The 25,928-nt window shown below is 60.2% G+C and carries 21 protein-coding genes and 1 pseudogene; 10 read left to right on the top strand and 12 right to left on the bottom strand.

Features of this window, described 5'->3' with window-relative positions:
• Window positions 1-42: 42 nt before the first annotated feature.
• The 7 genes and pseudogenes from smpB to AC50YA_RS00910 all read right to left on the bottom strand — a co-directional run.
• Window positions 43-513, bottom strand: a complete 471-nt coding sequence (smpB, locus tag AC50YA_RS00940) for an SsrA-binding protein SmpB (protein ID WP_160672161.1) — start codon at window positions 511-513, stop codon at window positions 43-45.
• Between the two features lie 88 nt (window positions 514-601).
• Window positions 602-2,008 (bottom strand): M23 family metallopeptidase, encoded by a 1,407-nt coding sequence (locus AC50YA_RS00935; RefSeq protein ID WP_494980527.1) that lies wholly within the window; start codon window positions 2,006-2,008, stop codon window positions 602-604.
• Between the two features lie 27 nt (window positions 2,009-2,035).
• Window positions 2,036-2,950: a permease-like cell division protein FtsX gene (gene ftsX / locus AC50YA_RS00930; RefSeq protein WP_494980526.1), complete on the bottom strand. Its 915-nt coding sequence runs from the start codon at window positions 2,948-2,950 to the stop codon at window positions 2,036-2,038.
• A complete protein-coding gene (gene ftsE, locus AC50YA_RS00925) occupies window positions 2,947-3,741 on the bottom strand; it encodes a cell division ATP-binding protein FtsE (protein WP_494980525.1) in 795 nt (264 codons plus the stop codon). Before ftsE ends, ftsX begins: the two co-directional genes overlap by 4 nt.
• A gap of 178 nt (window positions 3,742-3,919) precedes the next feature.
• Complete coding sequence (gene prfB / locus AC50YA_RS00920; RefSeq protein WP_160672173.1) at window positions 3,920-5,035, bottom strand: peptide chain release factor 2; 1,116 nt, start codon at window positions 5,033-5,035, stop codon at window positions 3,920-3,922.
• A 63-nt stretch (window positions 5,036-5,098) separates the two neighbouring features.
• Window positions 5,099-5,503 (bottom strand): pilus assembly protein TadG-related protein, encoded by a 405-nt coding sequence (locus tag AC50YA_RS00915; protein WP_494980524.1) that lies wholly within the window; start codon window positions 5,501-5,503, stop codon window positions 5,099-5,101.
• Window position 5,504: 1 nt separating this feature from the next.
• Window positions 5,505-6,068 (bottom strand): annotated as a pseudogene (locus tag AC50YA_RS00910) (CpaF family protein); the annotation flags it as partial.
• A 709-nt stretch (window positions 6,069-6,777) separates the two neighbouring features.
• Between AC50YA_RS00910 and AC50YA_RS00905 the strand changes: the two are divergent.
• Complete coding sequence (locus tag AC50YA_RS00905; RefSeq protein ID WP_494980523.1) at window positions 6,778-9,438, top strand: GH25 family lysozyme; 2,661 nt, start codon at window positions 6,778-6,780, stop codon at window positions 9,436-9,438.
• A 69-nt stretch (window positions 9,439-9,507) separates the two neighbouring features.
• Here AC50YA_RS00905 and rfbA read toward each other — a convergent pair whose 3' ends face one another.
• Window positions 9,508-10,377: a glucose-1-phosphate thymidylyltransferase RfbA gene (gene rfbA, locus AC50YA_RS00900; RefSeq protein ID WP_494980522.1), complete on the bottom strand. Its 870-nt coding sequence runs from the start codon at window positions 10,375-10,377 to the stop codon at window positions 9,508-9,510.
• 56 nt (window positions 10,378-10,433) lie between these two features.
• On the opposite strand from rfbA, the gene rfbB reads away from it, so the two are divergent.
• The 4 genes from rfbB to AC50YA_RS00880 are packed head-to-tail and all read left to right on the top strand — an operon-like array spanning window position 10,434 to window position 13,972.
• Window positions 10,434-11,432 carry a dTDP-glucose 4,6-dehydratase gene (gene rfbB, locus AC50YA_RS00895; RefSeq protein ID WP_494980521.1) on the top strand — a complete coding sequence of 333 codons (999 nt, stop codon included), beginning with the start codon at window positions 10,434-10,436 and terminating at the stop codon, window positions 11,430-11,432.
• A gap of 3 nt (window positions 11,433-11,435) precedes the next feature.
• Window positions 11,436-12,860, top strand: a complete 1,425-nt coding sequence (locus AC50YA_RS00890) for a sugar nucleotide-binding protein (protein ID WP_494980520.1) — start codon at window positions 11,436-11,438, stop codon at window positions 12,858-12,860.
• Window positions 12,861-12,895: 35 nt separating this feature from the next.
• Entirely contained in the window at window positions 12,896-13,588 is a 693-nt protein-coding gene (locus AC50YA_RS00885; protein ID WP_494980519.1) for a glycosyltransferase family 2 protein, read from the top strand.
• A gap of 9 nt (window positions 13,589-13,597) precedes the next feature.
• Window positions 13,598-13,972, top strand: coding sequence for a DUF2304 domain-containing protein (locus AC50YA_RS00880; protein ID WP_494980518.1), 375 nt, complete (start codon window positions 13,598-13,600; stop codon window positions 13,970-13,972).
• Window positions 13,973-14,438: 466 nt separating this feature from the next.
• Here AC50YA_RS00880 and AC50YA_RS00875 read toward each other — a convergent pair whose 3' ends face one another.
• Together AC50YA_RS00875 and AC50YA_RS00870 are read right to left on the bottom strand one after the other, a co-directional pair.
• Entirely contained in the window at window positions 14,439-15,320 is an 882-nt protein-coding gene (locus AC50YA_RS00875) for a glycosyltransferase family 2 protein (protein ID WP_494980517.1), read from the bottom strand.
• 112 nt (window positions 15,321-15,432) lie between these two features.
• The gene (locus tag AC50YA_RS00870; RefSeq protein ID WP_494980516.1) at window positions 15,433-15,912 is read right to left on the bottom strand and encodes a GtrA family protein; all 480 of its coding nucleotides are present in this window, start codon (window positions 15,910-15,912) and stop codon (window positions 15,433-15,435) included.
• A 404-nt stretch (window positions 15,913-16,316) separates the two neighbouring features.
• Here AC50YA_RS00870 and AC50YA_RS00865 point away from each other — a divergent pair, with 404 nt between their 5' ends.
• From AC50YA_RS00865 to AC50YA_RS00850, 4 genes are all read left to right on the top strand, one after another.
• A complete protein-coding gene (locus tag AC50YA_RS00865; RefSeq protein WP_494980515.1) occupies window positions 16,317-18,272 on the top strand; it encodes a DUF7657 domain-containing protein in 1,956 nt (651 codons plus the stop codon).
• Window positions 18,273-18,378: 106 nt separating this feature from the next.
• Window positions 18,379-19,308 (top strand): glycosyltransferase, encoded by a 930-nt coding sequence (locus AC50YA_RS00860; protein ID WP_494980514.1) that lies wholly within the window; start codon window positions 18,379-18,381, stop codon window positions 19,306-19,308.
• A complete protein-coding gene (locus tag AC50YA_RS00855; protein ID WP_494980513.1) occupies window positions 19,305-20,051 on the top strand; it encodes a glycosyltransferase in 747 nt (248 codons plus the stop codon). The genes AC50YA_RS00860 and AC50YA_RS00855 overlap by 4 nt, the downstream gene beginning before the upstream one ends.
• The gene (locus tag AC50YA_RS00850; protein WP_494980512.1) at window positions 20,048-21,085 is read left to right on the top strand and encodes a glycosyltransferase; all 1,038 of its coding nucleotides are present in this window, start codon (window positions 20,048-20,050) and stop codon (window positions 21,083-21,085) included. Before AC50YA_RS00855 ends, AC50YA_RS00850 begins: the two co-directional genes overlap by 4 nt.
• A gap of 140 nt (window positions 21,086-21,225) precedes the next feature.
• Here AC50YA_RS00850 and AC50YA_RS00845 read toward each other — a convergent pair whose 3' ends face one another.
• Window positions 21,226-22,140, bottom strand: a complete 915-nt coding sequence (locus AC50YA_RS00845; protein ID WP_494980511.1) for a glycosyltransferase family 2 protein — start codon at window positions 22,138-22,140, stop codon at window positions 21,226-21,228.
• 152 nt (window positions 22,141-22,292) lie between these two features.
• Here AC50YA_RS00845 and AC50YA_RS00840 point away from each other — a divergent pair, with 152 nt between their 5' ends.
• Entirely contained in the window at window positions 22,293-23,543 is a 1,251-nt protein-coding gene (locus tag AC50YA_RS00840; RefSeq protein ID WP_494980510.1) for a lipopolysaccharide biosynthesis protein, read from the top strand.
• A 236-nt stretch (window positions 23,544-23,779) separates the two neighbouring features.
• Here the strand turns inward: AC50YA_RS00840 and AC50YA_RS00835 are convergent, their stop codons facing one another.
• Entirely contained in the window at window positions 23,780-25,807 is a 2,028-nt protein-coding gene (locus tag AC50YA_RS00835) for a DUF6541 family protein (RefSeq protein ID WP_494980509.1), read from the bottom strand.
• Between the last annotated feature and the right edge of the window lie 121 nt (window positions 25,808-25,928).

Genomic DNA, 25,928 nt, shown 5'->3' with positions numbered 1-25,928 from the left:
GCCGGACTACTTATTCTAACGCATGTCCGACGGAAATCATTCCTACCGGCGGTTGCGTTCCCGGACCTCGCGAAGGGCTTCGCGGTTGTCCTGCTGCTCACGCAGGGTCTGTCGCTTGTCGTACTCACGCTTACCGCGGGCGATCGCGATTTCCACCTTGGCCCGGCCGTCGAGGAAGTACAGCTGCAGCGGAACCACTGTGAAGCCGGACTCGCGGATCTTCACGGAGATCTTGTTGAGCTCCTCACGGTGCAACAACAGCTTCCGACGGCGGCGTGCGGAGTGATTGGTCCAGCTCCCCTGGTTGTACTCGGGGATATGGATGCCCTCCATCCACAGCTCATCGTTATAGAACGTGCAGAAGCCGTCCACCATGGAGGCGTGGCCTTCGCGCAGGGACTTGACCTCGGTCCCCATCAGGGCGATGCCGGCCTCGTAGGTATCCAGCACGAGGTAGTCATGCCGGGCCTTGCGGTTGGTGGCCACTACTTTACGGCCACTTTCTTTGGGCACGGTGGAACTCCTCAGTTCTTGGATCCTGGTATGGCTCCGGCCGTTCCGGCGCGGAGTCATACCAGTGTACGGCAGGCGCGGACGGTCGTTACAGCAACCGCATCGGGTCCACTGCGGCCCCGTTGAGCCAGGTTTCAAAGTGTGCGTGGCAGCCCGTTGAGTTGCCGGTGCTGCCCGAGTAGGCGATGAGCTGCCCGGCGGAAACCTGTTGGCCGTTGGAGACCACGATGCTGCTGTTGTGGTAATAGATCGTGGTCAGCGAGTTGCCTTCCACCACTCCGTGGGACAGCTTCACCCGCCAGCCGCCGCCGTCGGCGGAGTTCCAGCCTGAGGAGAAGACCTCACCGGCTGCCGCAGCGTAGACCGGTGTGCCGCAGGCGGCGCCGAAGTCGATGCCGGTGTGGAGGTAACCGCCGGTGCCGTAGAAGTCGATGGTTCCCGGCGGTGTGGCACGCCAGCCGAAGCCGGAGGTGATGGGCACGTCACCGGAGAAGGGGTGCCGCAGGCCAAAGGCCGACGGCGATCCCGTCACCGGGGCGTACGGCTGGACGGCCTGGCCCTTCGCAGCGGCAGCGGCGGCGGCAGCCTCCGCGAGCCGGCGCTGCTCCGCTTCCCACTGCTCGCGGAGCCTCCGGTCACGTTCGGCGATTTCGTTGGCAACGGAGTTCTGGCTTGCTGCAACCGCCGCCATCTGGCTCTGGATGCCCGGCTTTGCCGCCTGGAGTTCAGCGTCTAGCCGTGTTGTGTCGGCGATCAGCTGATCCACCTGGGCCTTCTTGGCAGCGGCCTCGTCGCGCGCGGCTTTTTCCCGCTCCAACGCAGCGTCAGCCTTGGCTTTGAGGTCCCTGATCTCGGCCTCAACGGCTTCGAGCCGGGCCTGGGAGTTCACGTTGGTTGCGCTTTGCTGGGACAGCTTGTCCATGGCGGCGTTCTGGCTGCGCATGGCCTGGTCCGCGAGGTCCATGGTGTCGGTCAGGCTGCCGCCGTTGGTGGCCCCGAAGAACAGAGTCAGGTTCGACGGAACGCCGCCGGACTTGTAGGCCTGGGTGGCGATCTGGCCGATCAGCTTCTTGGTGTCCGCAATTTTCTGCTTGTCAGCCTCAAGCTGCTGGGTGATTTTGGCCTTGTTCTGCTGCGCAAGGTCAACGCGCGCCGTCAGCGCTTCGACTTCCTTGACCGCACTGGCCACGCGCCCCTGGGCCTCCAGGAGGGCCTGCTGGGCGCCAGGCAGCTGGCCCTGGTAGATCACCAGGTCACCGGCGGCCTTCGCGATGCGTGAATCCACGAATTCCAAGGACTGCTGGACCCGGGCCGCCTCAGCTTCAAGGGCGGCACGCTTGTCATCGAGCTCATCAGCATGCGCCACCGGGGCTGAAGCACCCATGCTGGCGGCGAGCAGCAGTGCCAGGACGCCGCTGATCAGGCCGGCGCGGCGGCCTGCAGGTCGTCGGCGTTCGGCCCGGTGCCGGGGCGCAGTTCGGTGCAATTCGTTCATCAGGAGTCCTTGTTCGGTTTGCACAGCCTAAACCTTCAAATATCTGCGTAAGGTCAAGAGAGACGAAATTCCTGCCAAAGATCCGCCAAGGATCAGCAAGGCCGGCGCAAGAATCAGCGTCTGCCCCGGTGAGATAAAGGCCGTGTCCGGATACTGCTTGGACAGGTACTCGCCCAGGAAGAAGTGCGCCACCGCCCACAATGTGCCGGATGCCAGGGCTGCGCCGATCACTGCCGCAATCACGCCTTCCAGGATGAACGGGAGCTGGATGACCATTTTGGACGCGCCCACCAGACGCATGATCCCGGTCTCGCGGCGGCGGCTGAAGGCCGAGAGCCGGATGGTGGTGGCGATCAGGAGGATGGCGCAGACAATCATCACACCGGCGATGCTGACCGCCACGAGCGAGGCGGCGTTCATGGCGGAGAAAAGTCGCTCGAGCAGCTGGCGCTGGTCAATGACCGTTTCGACGCCCGGCTGCGAGGAGAACGTCTCGCTGATGATCTGGTATTTTTCCGGATCCTTCATGTTGATCCGGAAGGATGAAGGGAGCTGGTCCGGCGTGACGGAATCCACGATCGGAGAATTGGAGAACTGGTCCTTGAAGTGCTTGTAGGCCTCTTCCTTGGACTCGTACTGGAAATCGTTGACGTACTGGGCCACGGCAGGTGATTCGAGCAGGGTCGCCAGGTTGTCCTGCTGTTCCGGGGTGACCGGACCTGTGGCGCAACCGGCCGCCGTCGAACCATCACTGCAGAGGAAGATGGCAACCTGGACTTTGTCGTACCAGTAGCCCTTCATCTGGTTGATCTGGAGCTGCAGCATGCCTGCGGCACCCACGAATGTCAGTGAGACAAAGGTGACCAGGATGACCGAGACCACCATGGAAACGTTGCGTCGCAGTCCGCTGCCGATTTCACTGAGGACAAAGGCGAGCCTCATCGCTGCTCCTCCCCTGAGCCGGGATTGCGTTCGCCGGGTGCGGGGGGCTGAGCTTCATCCCGGCCGCTGGCGTCCCTGAGCCGGCGGGACTGGCCCACCACGGGGATCATGGAGGTATACAAAGCCCTGGCCTCGTCGCGGATCACGATGCCGTTCTTGAGCTCCACAACCCGCTTGCGCATCTCGTTGACGATGTCGTCGTCGTGCGTGGCCATGACCACCGTGGTGCCGTTCTGGTTGATCTTGTCCAGCACGCCCATGATGCCCATCGAGGTGGTGGGGTCCAAGTTGCCGGTGGGTTCGTCGGCAAGAAGAATGCCGGGGCGGTTGACTACCGCGCGGGCAATCGCCACACGCTGCTGCTCGCCGCCGGAAAGCTCATGGGGAAGGCGGTTCTCCTTGCCTTCCAGACCCACGGTCTTGAGCACTTCGGGGACAGTATCGCGGATGACGCTGCGGCTCTTGCCGATGACCTGCATCGCGAAGGCAACGTTGGCGAACACGCTCTTCTGCGGAAGGAGCCGGAAGTCCTGGAACACCACGCCGATGCCGCGGCGGAGCCTGGGCACGCGCCAGCTGGAGATCTTGGCGACATTCTGCCCGGCGACGTACACGGCGCCCGAGGAGGCCCGGTCTTCCTTCAGCACGAGCCGCAGGAAGGTGGACTTTCCGGAGCCGGAAGCGCCGACGAGGAAGGCAAATTCACCACGGTCAATCTCAAGGCTGACATCGTCCAGCGCAGGCCGGGCCGTCTGGTCGTAGACCTTGGTGACATTTTCGAATCGGATCATGGCCCTAAGTACCCTGCAGGGCATGGCTGGTACAGCCCAGATCTGCAGCCGGCGCACGGGCATTCGTTTGGGGGAAGTAGAGCTCCGGCTCCTCGACTATACGCAGTCTTTTCGCCGGTTTTCGGGGGCTTCGGGGGTGTGTCGCGCGATCCGGAGCACCGGGTAGGCATGGCAAGTGCTACTTCGCGGCGTTGCGGTTGTCGGTGCGCCAGCGGATCCCGGCGTCGATGAAGTCGTCAATTTCGCCGTCGAACACTGCGGAGGTGTTGCCCACCTCGTGTTCAGTCCGGAGGTCCTTGACCATCTGGTACGGGTTTAGGACGTAGGAGCGCATCTGGTCGCCCCAGGATGCCTTGACATCGCCGGCGAACGCTTTCTTTTCGGCATCCTCCTGCTCCTTTTTCAGGAGCAGCAGGCGGGACTGCAGAACCCGCAGGGCTGCTGCCCGGTTCTGGAGCTGCGATTTTTCGTTCTGCATGGACACCACGGTGCCGGTGGGGATGTGGGTAAGGCGCACCGCGGAGTCTGTGGTGTTGACGGACTGCCCGCCCGGGCCGGAGGACCTGAACACGTCCACACGGATCTCGTTGTCCGGGATGTCGATGGAGTCCGTGGATTCGATGAGCGGAATGACCTCGACGGCGGCGAAGGACGTCTGGCGGCGGCCCTGGTTGTCGAACGGGCTGATCCGCACCAGGCGGTGGGTTCCGGCTTCGACGCTGAGCGTGCCAAACGCATACGGTGCTTTGACTTCAAACGTTGCTGACTTCAGTCCGGCCTCTTCGGCGTAGGAGGTGTCCATCACGGTGGTGGGGTAACCGTGGCGTTCGGCCCAGCGCAGGTACATACGCATCAGCATTTCGGCGAAGTCTGCGGCGTCAACGCCGCCTGCCCCTGCCCTGATGGACACAACGGCTTCACGTTCGTCGTATTCTCCGGAAAGAAGGGTCACCACTTCGAGGTCTTTCAGCGATTTCCGGATGGACTCCAGCTCGGCAGCGGCTTCGCCCATGGAATCGGCGTCGTCCTCGTCCTGCCCGAGCTCCACCAGCACTTCGAGATCATCAATCCGCGACACCAGCTTGTTCAGCCGCTCCAGCTCGGACTGGCGGTGCGACAGGCGTGAGGTGATCTTCTGGGCCGCCGCGGGGTCATCCCACAGGTTGGGCTCGCCGGCGCGTTCGCTCAGTTCGGCGATGTCTTCCTTCAGAGCCTCAACATCGCTGACTTGCTCGATGGAGGTGTAGGTGGCGCGAAGAGCGCGGATTTCTGCGGAAAAATCAATAGTGGCCATGGTTCTTTAAGCCTACGCTATTAGGCCGGAGTGCCGGACTTCTCCTGACTTCTCCGCTTCCGGTCAGCGCGTGAGCCGGGAACGGGCCGTGGAGGCAGCCTCGATTCTGATGCCATCCGGCACCAGAAAGTTCACCACCGGCGGGTGGACTACAGCACTGAGAACCACGACGGCGGTGGACCCGTCAGGGCTGCCGGTCGCCGCTGAAACGGCTAACCCGTCGAACCGGGCCGACGACGGGTTCCGGGCGATAAGGTCGGCCGCAACGCTGCGGACGCGTCCAGAGCCCAGTACGGCTGAGGGGCTCCCGCCCTCTCCCCCGACCTCGCCCAAGGTGTAGCTGTCGGCGGCAGCCAGCGAGGCGCCGTCGGCCAGGGACAGCAGCCGCTTGTGTTCGAGGTAAACGCTGGAGATGCCGATGACGACGGTGACCACCAGCAGGGCCAGCAGGACGTAGCCGATGATCATGACCGAGGAACCGGGCGGACTGCGGTGTCAGGGTGCCCAACTCGACCAAGTGCTCAAGGCGGCTGGCCTTCACCACGAACTTCCGGATATTCACGGCCCAGTGCCTGCGGGTGACATCGGGAATGACCACGTGGAGTCTGGAGCCGTCGGGCAGGGCGGCATCTACAAAGGGCGATGACATGTCCAGGCGGCGGCCGGAACTCTTGAGCATGCGTTCCACCAGATCACGAACCTGCTGGTCAGTGAGGCTGAGGGAAGTCAGTTCCGATTCGCCGTTCCTGGCCACGTAAATTTCGTTGGGCGCGTTGATCCAGACTTCCTCGATGGTCGGATCGTCCAGCAGCGGCTGTAGGACGCCGAAGCCAGCCACCGCGTCGAAGACGAATCTGCGTGCGGCCTCCAGCGGACCAATCGGAGGAAGCGGTCCCATGAGGGCTCGTTCGTCGTAGTCGCTGACAGCAGCCTCGACCAGGCGGCGGACCTCTACCGCCTGCCGCAGCGGATCCAGACCCCGACGGCGGATCAGCTCGCGGACTTCGTCTTCAACGATTCGCACGGCGTCCATATTGTTCCCCAATACAACTGCCGCCCCCCGGCGGAGGCAGTTCAACTGGGATACAGCCTAGGGACCGTACACCATGCCGCCAAGTCATATGATGCGGGCTGTGGATAACAGTGACGCATCATTCACATTGGCAACACCGGAAACACTGGTCGCAGCAGACACTGCGGTGTTAGGGTGGGCGCGTTAAGACCCGATATTTCCAGTTCAGTGTCTCCTGAACTGCAACCCACTAGTGTCGCGCTCACGTTGGCGCCTCATTGTCTTCGGAGCCAAAATGAAGCGGAACCAGTCCAACAGTCGCCGTCCCCTCCTGCAAGTTTTGGGGACAGCACTTTTGGCTGCCGCTCTCATCGCGGGCCCCGGACTGGCGGGGGTTGCGTACGCGGTGGAGCCGACCCCGACTCCGACGCCGACGCCTTCAACATTCGCGCCGACGCCGGCTCCCACTACCGCGGTTTCTTCGCCCGCCCCGGAATCCACTACGACTGCATCCACTACGCCAGCTGCGCCAGCGCCTGATGCTACGCCGACCTCGACCGCGATGCCCTCGCCTGATCCTGCATCAGCCAGCAAGAACGAGTCCATGGCGGAGGCCGTAGGCGTCGGCGGTGCAGAAATGGGCCAACGCTCCGCACGAGTGGCTGCGTCATCCTCAAGCTCCAGCTTCAAAAAGCTCAGCGCTGAGTCGTTAGGAACCGAAGGTAGTTGGATGCCTACCTTTGGCGTCCAAGGACTGGACGTGAGCGGTCACCAGCCCAGTGTCGACTGGCAACAGCAGTGGAACATGGGTGCCCGATTTGCCTATGTCAAGGCCAGCGAGGGCAACTACTACACCAACCCGTCGTACAGCTCGCAATATCAGGGTTCACGGAACGTCGGCATGATCCGCGGGGCTTACCACTTCGCCATCCCCAACTGGTCCTCAGGCGCCGACCAGGCACGCTACTTCGTACAGAACGGCGGAGGCTGGACCGCCGATGGATACACGATGCCGCCGGTGCTGGACTTTGAGTTCAACCCGTACGAGGGCAGGACCATCAACGGCTTCTACTTCGGCAACACCTGCTATGGGATGTCTCCTGCACAGCTGACTTCCTGGGTCCGTGACTTCGGCACCACCATGCTCTCAATGACCGGCCGTTTGCCTGTCATCTACACCAATACAAACTGGTGGAACCAATGTCTCGGCAATCCCTCAGGTTTTGGTGACTACCCGCTTTGGGTTGCTGCCTACCCTGGTTCTCCGACAAACGACGCAGGCGCGATTCCCACAGCTAGCTGGAGCACCTACAGCATCTGGCAGTACAGCAGCACGGGACCGTTCGCCGGCGACTCGAATGTATGGAACGGGGACTACGGGAATCTGCTTGCCTTCGCGCGCGCTGGAGTGCCAGAGGAAGCAGCACGGGCCATTGCTGATGTCCGCGCGAGGACGCCCATCTTGGGAGGATCGACATCCGGAATTCTCTGTGGACTCCGCGATGGTGGTTGCTATCAAAATTTCCAATCCGGAGCAGTCGTGTGGTCGCCGGCGGCAAGTGCGCATCCGAGCCCTTCTGGCGCGGTCAGAACGGCCTGGCAACAGTCCGGCTTTGAAAACGGTGTTATGGGTTACCCAACATCGGCCGTCATCTGCGGCCTCAAAGACGGGGGCTGCTACCAGAATTTCCAAGGCGGCGCCATCATATGGACATCCGGCACCGGCGCAAGACTAAGCCCGAACGGCCCCATTCGCTCCGAGTGGGGAAATTCCGGGTTCGAAACCGGCCCCTTGGGCTACCCGCTCGGGGGACAAGTTTGTGGCCTATCGGGCGGGGGCTGCTACCAGGATTTCCAAGGCGGGGCCATCCTGTGGTCCGAGGCAACGGGGGCTCATCTCAGTCTCAACGGACCGGTGAGGTCGGCATGGCAGAAAACCGGATTTGAAGGTGGGCCGTTGGGTTACCCGACGAGTAATGCGCTCTGTGGGCTCAGGGATGGAGGATGCTTTCAGACCTTTCAGACTGGGAGCATTGCCTCTGCCAATGCAGCAGGAGCGCACGTCATCTGGGGAGAAATGGACTTGGCCTGGCGCGCGTCCGGACGCGAGAGCGGCCCCTTGGGATATCCCGTAGCTGACGAATCGTGTGGTCTCGTAAACGGCGGGTGCTACCAGAGCTTCGAAAAGGGGGCCACGATATGGTCTCCGGCCAGTGGTGCGCAACTATCCCCTAACGGACCCATACGAGCAGCGTGGCAGCAGCAGGGTTATGAAAACGGGGCTCTCGGGTACCCAACGACTGCACAGATTTGCGGGCTGGTCGACGGAGGCTGCTATCAAAGCTTTCAGGGCGGTGCAATCATCTGGTCGTCAGCGACGGGCGCTCAGGTCAGCGTTCCCGGCGCCATCCGCAGCGTCTGGGAGAAGAACGGCTTCGAAAACGGGCAACTGGGGTACCCCACGGGCTCTCAAACCTGCGGACTGGCGGAAGGTGGCTGCTACCAGAACTTTCAAAAAGGCACCATCAGCTGGACCCCGGCATACGGGGCGTTTTCCGTGCTGGGTCCAATCTTCACCAAATGGCAGGGGATGGAACGAGAGTTGGGACGGCTCAGCTTTCCGACAGCCGACCAGGTGTGCGGTCTCGTAGACGGAGGTTGCTACCAGAGCTTCAAGAATGGGGCAATGTTGTGGTCCGCGAAAACGAACGCCCAGCCAAGTGTCACGGGCGCCATACGTTCCACCTGGCAGGCCTCCGGATTTGAAACTGGCCCGCTTGGATATCCCACTGCAAGCGAAGTCTGTGGTCTTGCCGAAAACGGGTGTTTTCAAAACTTCCAGAACGGAACTGTCACGTGGACGCCGGCACGCGGCGCCTTCCCGGTGACAGGGCCGATCTTTGCTTCGTGGAACGCGCTGACGCGCGAGTCCGGGACCCTCGGATTCCCGACTTCGTCTCAGGAATGCGGACTCGTCGCCGGCGGCTGCTATCAGAACTTCCAAAAGGGAGCCATTCTCTGGTCGCCAGCGACCGGGGCGCAGGTCAGCCCAACGGGACCTATTCGCACCACTTGGGGATCGATGGGGTTCGAGCGCAGTGGCCTGGGATATCCCACGAGCGGGGTCGTCTGCGGCCTACGTGACGGCGGCTGCTACCAGAACTTCCAAGGCGGCGCCATTCTCTGGTCGCCGACCACCGGAGCCCAACCGAGCGTAGGACAAATTCGCCTTCGGTACGCCAGCCTGGGATACGAAAACAGCTCCCTTGGGTATCCCGTCACCGGAGACATTTGTACCTTGGCAAATGGCGGCTGTTACCAGAATTACCAACATGGTTCCATCACTTGGTACCCCGCAACGGGAACCACCGTCAGCAGCGTTCCCCGCTGACTGGGTTCGCTGTTCTTGAAGGGGAGAAGCTTCACGCTTCTCCCCTTCAGGATTTTCGCTGCTTAGGTGCTACGCGCCGTGCTCCAAGAGGTCGATCAGGTACCGCCCATAACCACTCTTGACAAGAGGCTCTGCCCGCTGGCGAAGCTCATCGTCACTGAGGAATCCGAGCCGCCAGGCAATTTCCTCTGGTGCACCAATCTTGAGCCCCTGACGGTTCTCAGTGGTCCTGACAAAGTTTGAGGCGTCGCTCAGGTCGTTGAAGGTTCCTGTATCGAGCCAGGCGGTGCCACGGGGCAATACTTCGACCTGGAGCTTGCCGCGCTCAAGATAGATCCGGTTGACATCCGTGATCTCAAGTTCGCCTCGGGGTGACGGTTTCAGATTCCTGGCGATTTCTATGACGTCATTGTCATAGAAATACAGTCCAGGCACGGCGTAGTGGCTCTTCGGTTTGGCGGGCTTTTCCTCCAAGGAGACTGCCTTGCCATCACCATCGAACTCCACCACCCCGTAGGCCTTCGGATCTGCCACCCAGTATCCGAACACCGCTCCCCCATCGATGTTCTCGAAGCGGCGCAACTGCGTCCCCATGCCCTGCCCATAGAAAATGTTGTCACCCAGCACCAGCGCAACGGGTCCATCGCCGATGTGCTCGGCACCCAAGACGAAGGCCTGGGCGAGTCCATCGGGGGAGGGCTGCTGGGTATAGGTGATGTTGATACCGAATTGGCTGCCATCCCCGAGCAGACGCTGGAACTGCTCGGCGTCGTGCGGCGTGGTGATGATGAGGATGTCCCGGATCCCCGCCAGCATCAAGGTGGACAGCGGGTAGTAGATCATCGGCTTGTCATACACCGGGACCAACTGCTTGCTGAGGCCCAATGTGATGGGATGGAGCCGAGAGCCGGTACCGCCGGCAAGTATTATTCCGCGCATGCCCCCCATCTTTCCCTTCGCTAACTGCAGCGGCAAATCCGGTACCCTTGGGAACTATGCAGCGACTTCTTGTTACCGGCGGCGCCGGCTTCATTGGTTCAAATTTTGTCCACTATGTTCTCGAAAACACCGATGACCATGTCACCGTGTTGGACAAACTGACCTACGCCGGCAACATGGAGTCACTCCGGGGGCTTCCGGAAGCCAGGTTTGAGTTCGTCCAGGGCGACATCTCAGACGCCTCCCTGGTGGATGGCCTGGTGGCCGGGACCGACGTCGTGGTCCACTACGCCGCAGAGTCGCACAATGACAACTCCCTGCACGACCCCCGCCCGTTCCTGGACACTAACATCATCGGCACCTACACGCTGATCGAGGCCGCCCGCAAGCACAACAAGCGCTTCCACCACATCTCCACCGACGAGGTCTACGGCGACCTCGAACTCGATGCCCCGGAGCGGTTCACTGAGGACACCCCGTACAACCCGTCCAGCCCGTACTCGTCCACGAAAGCCGGCTCGGACCTGCTGGTCCGGGCCTGGGTGCGTTCCTTCGGGCTGCAGGCGACCATCAGCAACTGCTCGAACAACTACGGCCCGTACCAGCACGTGGAGAAGTTCATCCCCCGCCAGATCACCAACATGATCGACGGCATCCGCCCCAAGCTCTACGGCAAGGGTGAGAACGTCCGTGACTGGATCCACGCCAACGACCACTCTTCCGCCGTCCTGGCCATCATCGCCAAGGGAAAGATCGGCGAAACCTACCTGATTGGCGCCGACGGGGAAAAGAACAACAAGGACGTCGTGGAGCTGATCCTCAAGCACATGGGCCAGTCAGCGGACGCCTACGACCACGTCGTGGACCGCGCCGGTCACGACCTGCGCTACGCGATCGACTCCGCCAAGCTCCGCGACGAACTCGGCTGGGAACCCCGCTTTTCCAACTTTGACGCGGGCATCGAGGACACTATCGCGTGGTACCGGAACAACGAGGACTGGTGGCGGCCGCAGAAGGCCGCCACAGAGGCCAAGTACAAGGAACAGGGCCAGTAGACCATGCCGATTGAGTTCTCCAAGAAGCTGACAGCGCACGAAACCCCCATTCCCGGAGTTGTGGTCTACGACCTTCCCGTCTATGGGGACAACCGTGGGTGGTTCAAAGAAAACTGGCAGCGGGAGAAGATGGTGGCCCTCGGGCTGCCGGACTTCCGGCCAGTGCAGAACAACATCTCGTTCAACGAGAAGGCCGGCACCACCCGCGGTATCCATGCCGAGCCGTGGGACAAGTTCATTTCAGTCGCCACGGGCAAGATCTTCGGCGCCTGGGTGGATCTCCGCGAAGGATCCTCCTTCGGTGCAGTCTTCACAACCGAACTGGACCCGAGCCAGGCGATCTTTATCCCCCGAGGCGTTGGCAATGCCTTCCAGACCCTGGAGGACAACACCGCCTACACGTACTTGGTGAACGACCACTGGTCCGCCGATGCCCAGGGCCAGTACACTTTCCTGAACCTCGCCGACGAAACAGCAGCGATCGACTGGCCCATCCCCCTGGATCAGGCAGAATTGTCGGACAAGGACAGGGCCCACCCGCTTCTCCCCGATGTCGTCGCGATGCCCAGAAAGAAAACGCTCGTGCTGGGCGCTGACGGCCAACTGGGCAAGGCTCTGCGGGAGATTTACGACGGCGACCCGTCAGTGGAGTTCGCGAGTCGGGCTGGCTTCGACCTCACCGATGAGGCGTCATACACAGATCGCAATTGGAAGGTTTACTCCACTGTCATCAACGCCGCGGCCTACACTGCCGTTGATGCAGCCGAAACCCCCGAAGGTCGCCAAGCCGCGTGGGCCATAAACGTCACAGCAGTCGCTCGACTGGCGCGGGCCGCCGTCGAACACGACCTGACGCTTGTCCAGGTTTCGTCCGACTACATCTTCGACGGCAGCCGCGAAAGCCACGATGAGGACGAGCCCGCCACGCCGCTGGGCGTCTACGGTCAGAGCAAGGCTGCAGGTGATGCCGCAGCTAGCGTCGTGTCCAGACATTACATCGTGCGGACGAGTTGGGTCATCGGTGAAGGCAATAACTTCGTCCGCACGATGGCGTCCCTCGCTGAACGTGGTGTCAAGCCCTCCGTCGTTAATGACCAGACCGGACGGCTAAGTTTCACAACAGACATTGCGTCAGGCATCAGACACCTGCTCGACACCGGAGCCCCCTACGGCACCTACAACCTGAGCAACGAGGGGGAACCCCAGACCTGGGCCGACATCGCGGCGGACGTCTTTGAACTAGCCGGAGCGGCGCGTGAAGATGTGACAGGAGTGAGTACGGCCGACTATTTTAAAGACAAAGCGGCTGCACCGCGTCCGCTCAATAGCACGCTGAACCTGGCCAAGCTCAAGTCTGTCGGCTTTGAGAGTGCGCCATCGGAAGCACGGCTACAGTCGTATGTGAAATCAACCATTGGTGCATCATGAACGCGCCAACTAGACGGCACGACACGCTTGTCATAATGCCTGCCTGGAATGAATCGGAATCCATCGGAAACACCATCCGCGAGGTCTACGAATTTGGTCCAGCCTGTGACGTGCTCGTTGTGGACGACGGCTCACGTGACAACACCGCCCAGGTGGCCCGCTCAGCTGGCGCGACCGTTGTGGAACTGCCGTTCAATATGGGTGTGGGCGGCGCCATGAGGACTGGCTTCAAGTACGCCAAACTACTGGGATACCAACAAGTCATCCAGGTTGACGCCGACGGTCAGCATGATCCCCGGGATATCAAGGCCGTGTTGGACGGCCTTCGCGGCGCCGACATCGCGATAGGCGCGCGCTTCGCTGATAAAGGAAGCTACGCCGTCAAGGGTCCGCGAAAATGGGCCATGAACGTGCTTGCGTGGACCATCTCTCGAATTGCACGCACCAAGCTAACAGACGTGACCTCAGGTTTCAGGGCCGCCAACGCCAAGGCAATCAGGCAGTATGTTGACCACTACCCGGCTGAGTACTTAGGCGACACAATCGATTCACTCGTCGTCGCCATCCGTTCCGGATGCACCGTATGCCAAGTCGGTGTCTCTATGCGGGAGCGCCAAGGTGGAACCCCCAGCCACGACCCCATAAAAGCGGCCATCTACTTGGCGCGGTCCGCCTTCGCACTTCTTTTTGCCTTGACCCGCAAGAAGAACGAACCCTCGTCCAACTAGGAGCTCAAGTTGAATATCTTCGTTGGCTTTTTACTCGTCCTCGCCATTCTGCTATTCGTATTCGAAATGCTGCGTAGGAAGCATCTGCGTGAAAAGTATGCCGTACTGTGGATCGTTATCGGCGTAGGTATGCTCGTATTAGTTGCGTTTCCGCAACTACTGTTTTGGGCCAGCCGGATGCTTGGCGTCCAAGTTCCCTCGAATCTTCTCTTCGCCATGGCCCTACTATTACTCGTTTCCGTCTGCCTGCACCTTTCGTTTGAGCAGTCGCAATCCGAAGACGAAGTGCGCATCCTCGCGGAAGAAGTCGGCATCTTGCGCCTGAAAGTCCAGGGACTCGAGGCCACAGTAACTGCACATGACGGTCCCAAAGCCGAAGGATAGTGGCCCGATCATGGAGTCTGCGGTGATGCTCCGGTCGCCTGGGTAAGACACGCGGTGGCGCTCTCGATGCTGTACTGCCAGTCCCTGGCAGCGCGGGGCCACCTCCGCTGCACGCATGCCGAGGGATCCGACGGCGTCTTTATCGCGTGCAGTAGTCGAACTGGGGGCGCGTCTCAATATTGACGCAACCCGATGACGTCTCCGTCCATGACGACGCCGGCAACCTCCGAATAGGCGCCAAATGCTGCACTGTGATCACCCACCCAATCGTTTGGGACAGGTGGCTCGAATTTCAGCCGTCACCGACCGCAGCATCACGAATTCCCGCTGCGCCTGCGCAGCAGCGAACGGTTGGCCCGGGACGACCTCCGGTTTCGAAACAAAAGGTGTGGAAACGGCACTGCCGTTTCCACACCTTTCAAGGACCGAACTCCCCCGGAGCGGCCGCACCGTTCGGCAACTGCCCCTAGCTGAATACGTGCTTAGCCAAACGGGGCAGAGAATCGGTCTTGCCCATAGCAATGGAACGCAATATTAGGGACGCGGCATTCAGACGGGAGGTGGTGTGGAAGCTCGCCGCCCTCGACGCTGAAGTCCATCCGAGCTGACCAAACCTGGCCGACTGGGATTCGAAGAAGGCCCGTTCCTCGTCAAAGCGACGACCGTCCAAGGCCCGCACTGATGAGTCAGATGCTGAATGACGGCGGTAGAGGAAAGAGAGTGTGGGGTCGACAACCATGGACCCTCCCTCGGCGGCGATGTCTAGGAGCAGGGCCAGGTCCTGAACGACATCAAGCCCTTCAGTGAACCCGATGCGCTTGATAACGTCCGTACGCCACGCCAGAGACGGGAAATAGGCCCAATCCGCGCGGACCAGGCTGGTTGCCATTTTTTCGCCCTGAAGTTCAAGCCGCACCTTGGTTGTCGGCGCGTATACCTTCTTTACAAGATCGACGAGTGGCGTACACGCGCGCCCCAATTCGTCGATGACTTGAACGCCGGGCTGCACAACGCTGGCCTCGGGAAACGCTTCAAAGGCCTTGGAGACCACATCGAGGTAGTTTGGCAGCATTATGTCATCGGCGCCCATGATGACTACTATCGGCGACTCGACCAGCTCAAGGGCCTTCCGGTAATTACCGTTGGCTCCTAGGTTCTGCTCGTTTTTTTGGTAGCTAACACGCGGGTCTCCGATGGACGCGAACCAACGTTCAGGCTCCGGGCTGGGATATCCGTCGTCAACTACGACGAGACGCCAATCCTGGAACTGCTGACTCATCACGCTCTGGGCGGCCAGTTTCATCAAGTCGACATCCCCGTAGTAGGGAAGCATTACGTCTACGGCCATAAGCCAGCTAGGTCCTTCTGTTAGTGCACGGTCCGATTGTTCGCTGTTCTGCGCACCTCTCTGGGCAGGGAGGTCACAGTCACACATCAACTATAAGTGAGGGTTCCGAGTCTCATGAGTTAACGTCAGCAGTCAGCAGCCCGGCAGGTTCATGTCTGAATATCCACACCTTGTAGAGCCAAAAATTCCACGTGGTGGTAACCACGGTCGCAACAACTTTTCCAATGCCGTAGGACATGCCCCAGAGGTCGAAGGCGTTCACTATGATGTCGATGGCCACCACATTGAAAACCACGAGCGCCAGATACTTGAGGAGGCTAACGTGGCGGCGGTTTTGGGCGCGGAAAGTGAACGAACGCTGAAGCACGAAATTGAAGACCAAACTCGCGACGAAGGCCAGCGGCGTTGCGATCCACAGGTCGACTCCGAACAGCTCGTGCAGCAATACGAGCAGGCCAAGATCGACGACGAAAGAAGCGCCTCCCACCAGGAGAAACTTGATCAGGTGGCTGCTCTCGACGATGCGAATAAGTTTGGCACCGAACTTTTGGGCGCGGTTCCAGAACCCACTCGTCCTGTTGGTTGTCTGCAAGCCGCTCCCCGTCATAGGTGCCTGGACAGTTATCTGCCAAGCCTAGGCAATTGTACCCGCACAACATTCCTCCTGAAGGCCTCCTGCGGCCGAGGGCCGCTGCCGCGCTGCATTTCTTGTAGTCCACGCCTCCTCTGCGGCGCAGGACAGGTTCGTCCCTGCTGATGGGAACAGCTGAACCAAACCCCGACCATCCAGCGCAAGGCTGCGACTAAATGGCCCGGGGCCGTTTTCTTCCGGCTCACGCTCATGCACAGAGGGACGATCCATGATGACGGTGCCGGGCGGGCGGCGATTCTGCTGTAGATTCATTCAGTACTGCCGTCACCGTCCAGGAAATTGACGCGCCGCCCGATCTGAGGAGTTCTCCCGGATCAGGCGTTCATGCAAGAAGGAAGAGCAGAGTGCCCCCGCAGAAAACGTCCACAATTCTGGGCGTCGGCCAACGAGGCTGGCGCTGGGCGACCGCCTCGGACCATCCAGCCCGAATCGCCGTCGTCGTGTTGTACGTAATACTGATTCTTACGGGTGGGACGACCTCGTCCATTGGAGTTGGCGATCTCCGGCAAGACCCTGGGCAGCCGCAAGGGCTCCAATTTGGTGCGGGTTCCTTGATCCGGTCCGACGAATACAACGCCTTCTCTCCAATCGCTATCTCCATCATGGCCACGGGCTCGGAACCGACCACCAGTGCCCTCGCGGCCCCGGCCGATGTCGTCCATCGGTACTCCTCCGGCGGATTCTTCGAATCGTTTGTGTACTTCGATTCAACGATCCTTCGTGCTGCGGCCGTACTTCCCGATGAAATGGTCTTTGCCGCCCGCTGGTGGCTCCCAGCCGTACTTCTGTTTCTGTTTTTGCCGAAATGGTTCTCCCAGATCGGTGCGTCCCGCCACATGGGCTGGATGGCAGCCTTCCTCATCGCGTTGTCTCCAGCCGCAGCCTGGTGGACGATGATGCCAATCCAGCTAATGGCGTACACCCTCGCGGGGTCCAGCCTGATGCTCTCGGCCTATAGCAACTTCAATTCCGGTCGCAAGGCGAGACCCGTTGTCCAGAGCATCGCAGCGGGTATTCTGCTGGCAGGGATCCCAAGTTTCTACATACCATGGTCACTGGTTTTGGGTTTGCCGCTCCTGGCTGCAACTTCCGTTTGGATCCTGACCCGGTCAGGCTCATGGCGACCAAAGGCGAAGGCGATTGGACTCGCTGGAGCCGTGGCGCTTCTGCTCGGTGTGGGCACCCTCGTGGAAAACCGAGACAGCATTAACGCGTTGTTGGATACCGTTTATCCGGGCGCGAGAAGATCCACAGGCGAGGCGCAGCCATTCGGTTTCCTTTTTGGCGCTCCATTCCTGGCCCATTTGAAAGACGCCGTACCGGTGGGGAGCAACCAGAGCGAACTCTCAACGGCATTCACCATAACATTCGTATGGGCCGTGTTGGTCTGGCTCGGTATCAGTGTCGTCGGCAGATGGCGGGACAACGTCGTTCCCCTCGTGCTTTCAATGTTTGGCGCCGTATGGCTGGTGTGGTGCACGGTTAATTTCGGGCCCCTCGGTGCCAAGATTCCTCTGCTCAACTACGTACAACCGGCTAGGGCAGCCCAGGTCTGCGGAATCATAGGCACCCTCTTGGTAGCGGTGCTGATATCCCGGCTGACTGACAGCCCGCGCTGGCGCCTCTCCGTCACCGCGGCGCTCTGCACTGGCCTCATAACAGCCTACGCCGGTTCCCAGCTGCAACTCACATATCTTCCAACAGCTTCAAGTGTCGGGCTTCTTCTCGCGGCCATGGGCGTCTCCGCTGTCGTCTTCTGCGTAACCAGCTTCCCGAAGGCCGTGTGGCCCGTTGGGCTCGCGGCGGTTCTTGCTTTCATCCCCGTTCTTGGCTCCAATCCCCTGATATTTGGTCTGGGAGACCTCCGCACTTCGGCGACGGCCAAGTATTTTTTTGAGGAAGGACGAGCCAGCCGCGAAGCCGGAACTCTTTGGGCAAGCGATAGGGCCTCGGTTGACACTGTCATGCTTGCCAATGGCGTGCCGTCCCTGACTGGTGTACAGCGTTCGGGCCCGGCTAAAGAGAAGTGGGCCGTCCTCGATCCGGAAGGCCATTTCGGGAATGACTGGAACCGGGGCGGCGGATTCATTCAGTTCGTGTGGACGCCAGGCATGCCTATGTCTTTCGGAAACAACGGCGGGGACAGGACGATTCTGCATATCGACCCGTGTGAACTCAAGAGGGTTGAACCTTCGCTGAACCACATCACTGCTTCGCAGGACATTTCCAGCGCGTGCCTAAGGTTTGAACGAGAGCTGATGTGGTCGGGTCAAAGCGTTCGGGTGTACAGCGTTTTGTGATCGAATGTGAGGATTTTCCCCGCAACGATAGACTGGACCCTCTGACCAGACGGCCCACCGTGCCCCGTCGAGCTGCCAAGTGTGCCAATGAAAAGGACTATTTGAAATGGACGACCACTCCGGCGCGCAAGTAATTGCGGTCATTTCAGCCTTCCATCCTCCTCAAGAACTGTCCGGAAGGGTCCAACGACTGATGCAACAGGTGGCTCACGTCGTCGTCGTTGATGACGGCTCTGATCCAACCGGGGTAAACCCATTCTGGGCGGATCTGGAAGCCGCAGGAGCCACGCTTGTGCGACTCGAGCGGAATTCAGGGATCGCCGCCGCGCTAAATCAAGGAATCCACACGGCGATAACCCTCTGGAAGCCTGGCTTCATCCTCACCCTGGATCAGGATTCCGAACTGGATAAAGGCTACGTCGCCGCTGCGCTCAAGACGTATTCGGATGCCACTCGGAGCGGTGTCGCCGTCGGTCTCGTTGCCGCACAGTCACACAATGACCGGAATGTGCCGCTGCTGGCTCCGTCCACAGGCTTTCAGGAAGCATTCGACCCCTTACAGTCTGGTGCGATCATTCCGTTGTCGACGTTTGAGAAAGTCGGGATGTTGGATGAACGGCTTTTCATTGACTGCGTCGATTCCGAATTCAACCTGAGGATACGGTCTCACGGCATGGCAACGCTTGTCGGACGTGGTTGCAACATGGAGCATGCGTTGGGTCACGCTCGCCCCATGACGATTTTGGGCTGGCACATTTCCGTGCGGGGCATTAAGCGCCACGTCCATTACCACGCACCATTCCGTGTGTACTACATCACGAGAAACAGCGCCTACCTTTGGCGGCAGTATGGGCTGCTGTTCCCCGGATGGCTCCTGAGACGGCTGCGGTTCCAGATGGAGAGCGACGGTTTTAGGCTTCTGTACGGACCCAAGCGGCGACAGCAAATCATCGCAATCCTCCGCGGTTTCGCTGACGGGCTTCGCGGTCATCTGGGCGAAATTGATGCCGCCCTCAAGACCAGGATCGGCGCATGACTGATAACAACGAAAATCCGGTTGTGTCGGTGTGTATGGCTACATATAACGGGGCGGAATTCATCAGTGACCAGATGTCCTCGATACTAGAGCAGCTGGGCCCTAGCGATGAGGTGATCGTAGTTGACGACGCCTCCTCGGACGGAACTCTCGACGTCATACGTAGCTTGGGCGACGCGAGGATTACCGTATTTCCCAGCACGGTCAATCGTGGCTATGTTTCGGCATTCGAAAGGGCCATTACAGAAAGCAAGGGCAGATACATACTGCTCTCCGATCAGGACGATGTCTGGATGACAGGCCGGGTCGACTCCATGATCGCCGCTCTGCAGGAAAACTGGTTTGTTGCCAGCAACTTTTCGGTTTTTGGCGGCGCTCCCAATAGGCTGCATAGGATCCTGCTGAGGGAGCGGGACAGCAAGCGCCGGCTGGCCAATCTCTTCGCGACGTGGGTCGGATACCGACCATATTACGGGTGCACGATGGCGTTTCGAGCGGAAGCAAAGCCTCTGATCCTTCCATTTCCTACCTACTTGACTGAAACTCACGACCAGTGGATAGCCATGGTGGCGAACCTTCACCGAAAGATGTATCACCTTGAGAAGCTCACCGTGGCACGCCGGCTTCACGATTTGAACACGACCCCCAAGGGGATCCGCCCGCTGAAGGTAATCATCGCCGCGCGCATAATGCTGGTGCGGGCCCTAGCTTCCGCCTGGGTTCGAAAGTCACGGGCAGCATGACGGCTTCGCCTCAGGGTCCCGAACTATCCTCGATTTCAAGCTCTTACACAGGCAGCTTCGGCGTGGTTGCCTTGGCGGCCTACCGACCCGACGAGAGCCTTTTCGAGCGCCAACTGCAGTCTATTCAGGCACAAAGCCACACCAATTTCCAGTGCCTGATCACCATAGACGGCGACCCCGCAATCGTCCGGGAATTGGTTGCCAAAATTTGCGGTGAAGACGACCGTTTTCGCGTGCTGGGTTTCAAAGAACGGCTCGGATTCCATCTCAACTTCGAGCGAGTCCTGAAAGTTGTGCCGGACGGGGCAAGGTGGATTGCGCTGAGCGATCAGGACGACTACTGGTACCCCGATAAAATCGCAACGCTGCTTCCGTTTCTCGCTGAAGCCGACCTCGTAACGGGCCAGGCCCGCGTCGTATCCACACGAATCGGCGACGGGTTTCATCCGGAAAGCGTCAGAACAAGCCGAAGGAACGTTCCCGCGGCAGACATGATCGCCACTAATCAGGCGACGGGATCGATGTGCGTTTTCAGAACCGAACTGCTGGCACTCGCACTGCCGTTTCCCCAGCTGGGGACGCCATCGCAGTACCACGACCATTGGCTCGGCCTGTGCGCTCTAGCCGGCGGCGGCATCCTGATCAGGGACTCAGTTCTTCAGGACTACATCCAGCATGAGGGCAACGTAGTCGGCGAATCGTCGCAAGCCTTGTCACGGTCAGTCCGGAACACACTCAAGATTGTGCGCCGCTTCGAACCAGACGCCAGCGTAGCGAGCATTTCCAGATTGATCTACAAAACCGGACTGGGCTGGCGAACGCTGATGGCCAGTACCCTGCTCAGTCGTCTCCGAGAGTCCGGACGGACGGCGCCAGAGGATGTAACAACCGCACTCCGAATATACGCATCCCCCAAGAGCATTCATGTCGTCAGCTCCCTCGCTAAAGGCGTGGCGAGAAGAAACGTCTCACCTGTCAGGTTCCTCGAAATCGCATTGGGAGTACTGATCCGCCCCTGGCTCCACAAGGGATAGCTCAGTTCCCCCCACACGCGCTGGTGTACCAGCGGTAGCGTACCTTGCTTATTCCGAGCCCCTGCAGCTGGCCAGCTGCAGGGGCTCGGAACGAAACGGCCAGCTTACTTGAACTTGGAACATCTCCCCCAGAGCAGGAACTAGCAGCGGATGGCCTGCCTGCGATCGACGGGGAGAGTGGCCAACAATTCTCCAGGGAGGCGTCTGGCTGGCCTGCTGGCAAACCCCTGCCAGTATCCCTTGGCTACGGCAACGAGCCAGTCCTTCTTGCTGCGGGCAGCTAATCCCTGCTGAAGCGAGTGTTGGATCAAAAGGAGCACGTCGAACACGTTCGTTCCCAGCGGAAACTCGCGTTCGCGGATGTACCAAATGCTGTTGCGGACATGAAAGAAGAGCCGGGAACCCATGTCTTCGCCAATCCCCTTGGACACCGGATGATTGACCTGGCTTTCCTTGACGGTCATCGCGAGCCCACTGCGGGACAGACGATGGGTGTACTCAGAGTCGTCGATCCAGATGAAGAAGTCGCTGAATGGAAGGTGCGTGGCAGCGGCGAGCTCCAGATTGATCAGGACCCCAACGAAGGTTGCCGCGTCTATCGCGATGCCGCCGAGCTCGCTCGCCTTCACCTGCTTCTGGGCGTCCTTGCTGATAACGGGAGGATTGCGTGTGTTGAAGTTTCCGCGGCCTGCAGTCACCAACGAGGCCAGGAAGGCAGGTTTCGGTGTCATAGACCCGAATTTGTCCACGAGCGGTGCCAACGCATCCAGCTCCGGCTCCGCGTCATCGTCCATAAGCCAAGCAGCCTCATGCCCGTGAGCCAGGGCGATCTCTACGCCCCAAGCGAAGCCGCCCGCGCCTCCGAGATTCTCTCCGGTCTCAAACATCGTGATGCCTGGGTGAGTCTGGCGAATGTAGTCAGCACTACCGTCCGTTGAACCGTTTTCAACGACGATTATTTCGTCCAGAGGGAGGGTCTGGTTTTCCAGAGCCGTGAGGCATTTTTTGAGATAATCCAGACGGTTGTATGAAACAACCACGGCTGCTACGGACATGCGCATTCCTGACTCATCGATTCAACTTCCCAATACATCGTAGTCGACCAAGGGAGAACCGGCCTTGACCGGCGACACACGCTGGCTGCTCTAAGCTAGATACTTTGGCACCACTCGCACACGGTTTCGCAAGTTGAAGGGCTCCGCGCTAAATGAAAGCAATTGCCGCAGCGCTGGCCAGACTGGCCACGTTCGCTTTGACAGTGGGCCTTGGCACAGTGGTGGGACTTATAGCGATCCCCATCATTACCGGAGTTGTGGGATCAGACGCATGGGCCGTCCAAGCGTTGGTTCAGGCGTTGGCAACGCTGTTCGGCGTTCTGGTAGCGTTCGGCTGGGGCACCGTAGGCCCCGCCATGATCGCCGCTGCTCCGCCGTCTCGGCGTCCCCAGATGTTCGCCGATTCACTCGTTACCCGAGGCTACCTATACCTACTGACAGCCCCGCTTATGGCCGGTGTCATGGTTCTACTTCAACCCGGCCACGCGTTATTCGTCGTTCTGTCGTCGCTGGCCTACCTACTGCCCTATTTGGGGGCCTCCTGGTACTTCATTGGAGAGGCTAAACCCCTTCGGCTATTCCTTGCCGACGCCCTCCCGCAACTCGTCGGCACCGTCATAGGACTCTTTGTCTTGACGGCTACACGGGACTTTACGTTGCTGGTGGCCACCCAGTTGATTTTCAACGTCATCGGAGTGTTAATCAGCTCCGCAGTGGTGCTCAGGGGAACGGCGCACATCGACTTTGACTTCGCGCTCCGAAGCTCCTTGTCCCGTATGGCACGTCAACGCCACGGTGTGGTCACTGCGGCCACCGGCGGCCTTTACGTGAACCTGCCCATAGTGGCGGTGAACTTGCTGCTCCCAGCCCAGCTGGATGTCTACGCTTTCGCAGACCGACTGTTCCGATTCTCTGCCACAGTCTTTTCCCCCATTCTTCAATTCATCCAAGGTTGGATACCGGAAGGAGGATCCGATGTGGTCGCCCACCGCATCAGGCGAGCCTCCCAGGTGGCCCCTGCTCTCGGCATCGTCGGCGGAACAGGCCTGGCCCTCCTTGGTCCCACCGCCGCCGAGATACTAGTGCAGGACTCGATCGATTTTGGTTTCAATCTGAGTGTTCCGATCGGCTTGTGCTTTGCAGCTGTCGCGGTGTCTCAGGTCCTAGGACTGGCTTGCCTCGTGTCGATCGGCCGATCAAAAGAACTAGCCCGATCCACCGTCGTGGGTGCCGTATTCGGAATCCCCCTCATTCTGGCTGGCGCTCTGCTGGCCGGGGTGGTTGGAGTGGCTTGGGCTGTAGCCGTCTCCGAGGTGTTAGTTGCCGGCTTCCAGTTTGTTGTGCTGCACCGGTACTTCCGCGCTCAGGACAAGTCGCGAGGCGCACAGGACGCAATGAAGTAGATGTGACTCCCACGCCGTCCGCAACCTCCGTGGGAGTTGGGACTGACCGCCGGGCACAGAATCCTGACCTCTGCACTGAACCGCACTCTGAGCAGGGGCGGCCCTGGCCCGGCGTTTGATGGTGTCCAAGTGTACTAAACCGCTACGCGAGGCCCGTGTGAAGTCTCATGGGGAAATGTGAGGTGCAGCGATAGGTGGCCGCGGCCCCACGATGAGTCGGCCCAAGCGCTCCACGATCATTGCCTGCAAGAATCCACTTTGTACAGCTTGGCGTCACCCTGCGAGTCCTCCAGAGTGGCTACCCCCTGAGCTACTAGGTCGTCCAAGCCCCGATAGCCGTGGTCCCGACCCTGGACCTCACGGTGCCCAAAGTCCAGGACGTATTGAACTCGCAGCCGTTCCACGCTCGCGCATACCTCAGGATCGGAGTTCGCAGCGTTAAGACCGTTGATGATTCCCTCAGCACCATCAGGCACCGCGCTCAGAATGTGCAGCTGCAGCAACTTCCGCTCTGCGAAGGCATAGGCCAGCGAGCTGCCGTTCCAAGGGTTACCAACCATGATCGCGTCCGGAGGAACCTGCTCCGGGAGTCGCTTGATGAGCGCCATCTCGTCGGTCGAAACCAGGGCCGAGTTTTCCGAGAGGCGATTAGAGTCTGCCATTGACTGCTGGGCCTCTCGAACGTTGGCCCCTTGAGTGCTGACAACCAGGATACCGATCAGCGCACCAGCTGCCAGCAAGCCCGGACCGTTCCGCCGGAGGAGCGCGGCGGAAGCGGTCCGGGCGGGACGTGCGACACCTTCGACGTGCCTGCTCCGATCGATATTTTCAGCAACGCGAGAACCCGCAGGCAATAGCCACTTGTCCCAGAGGTGAACGGCACCTCGGGTAGCGAGCGGAAGGGTGACAAGTGGAAGCAGAGAAGCCAAGCGCGGCGGGTCATTATACCAGATGCCGGTGATCAAGGTACGGAAGCCACCCGAAGGAAACGAAGCGACGACCACGAAGAGGAAAGTCCCCATGCCGTAAATGCCGACCATCCAGAGCTGGTTCCGCTCCAGGAGCGCCATGAAGAGCCCGATGACGGCAAGAACCATTACGGCCCACGCTACGGGCCGTCCGATTCCGGAACTCGAAATGACTTCACCTATGGCCTGGCCAGTAGTCTCAACCGGCGGCCAAAAGGCGGCCTCCTCCGGCGGGCGAACATACTTCCAGAGCACTACAAAAAGGACGGAGCCCGCAATCAGAACGGCGGCCATGGTACCCAAGGCCAGCCACCGGCGTCGAGCCTGCCGGCCTGCCATGCCCAGGGTTGCACGACCCCACACATAGAGCAACGGTGAAACCATGAGAGCGATAACCGCCATCATGCTGCTCGGGTGCGCCAGCATGATGCCAGGGGCTACGACTAGCAGCAGTAACCAGTCAATAATCCTGAATTGCGACTGCCGACGGGACAGTCCCAATGCCTGCACGCCGACTGCCAAGACGATCGGGAGAAGGGCGTTGCCAAGAAAGTTCGGGTAAAGCACGCCGAAGTCCAATAGCGACATCGGGAAAGCCCCGAAAGCTGCTGCTAAGACACCTGCGATCAGGCTAACGGCCGGGCGGTTTCCTAGGACGGTGTGGGCCAGATACATGCACCCGAGCGGCCAGACCAAAGAAGCTACGACGATGTTAACGACGTTGACTGAAACCGGGATGCTAGCGCCCGTCGCACTGAGCACGAGCGCTACGACGTCGTGCCAAGCCCCCGGGTAGAAACCTGCCCCCGTCATGGAATTAAGCGTTAGCGATGAGCCCGAACCGGTGTCCTGTATGTATCGGATGGCGTTTAAGTGGAAGACATTGTCGAACGTTTGCGAGAAAAACTCCGGCTCGCCGAGTGCCGCGACAAGTCGGCGGCCGATAAGCGTGGCTGCGAGAACGACGGCGGCAAACTGCGCGATTGCATTCGCCCAAGCAAAACGCATCCTAAAGGGGCGAATAGGGGCGGACGCGCGTCTCGAAACTAGCGATGCAACCGCATATGCCGTCAGGACCATGAAAACAGTGAAGCCTAGGACGGGAATAAGCGACCATCCGATTCCCACCAGGGGTGCCACTATGGCTGATACGGCCATAATGGTCATGCTGATTGCCGGCGCTATGGCAATGACAGGGAATCCCCGCACCCTGCTGGCATACGCCACGGCAGCCCCCGGAACAAAAACAATAGCCGCCGCAACAATGAGTTGCGGGACTACATTTAACCAGGGCACAAAAATCCTCCAGGGCAGGTGAGACGGTCGGGCTGCCGAACTCGTTGATCGGCCGGACAAGCACCTGAAAGATCTTACTTGATTGGACGCTCAGACCAGTTTCTACACCGAGGTTGTGGCG

It is taken from the genome of Pseudarthrobacter sp. RHLT3-21 (assembly GCF_059383495.1).
Note: the sequence above shows the minus strand (reverse complement) of the source record. Positions and strands in the feature narration are given on the sequence as shown.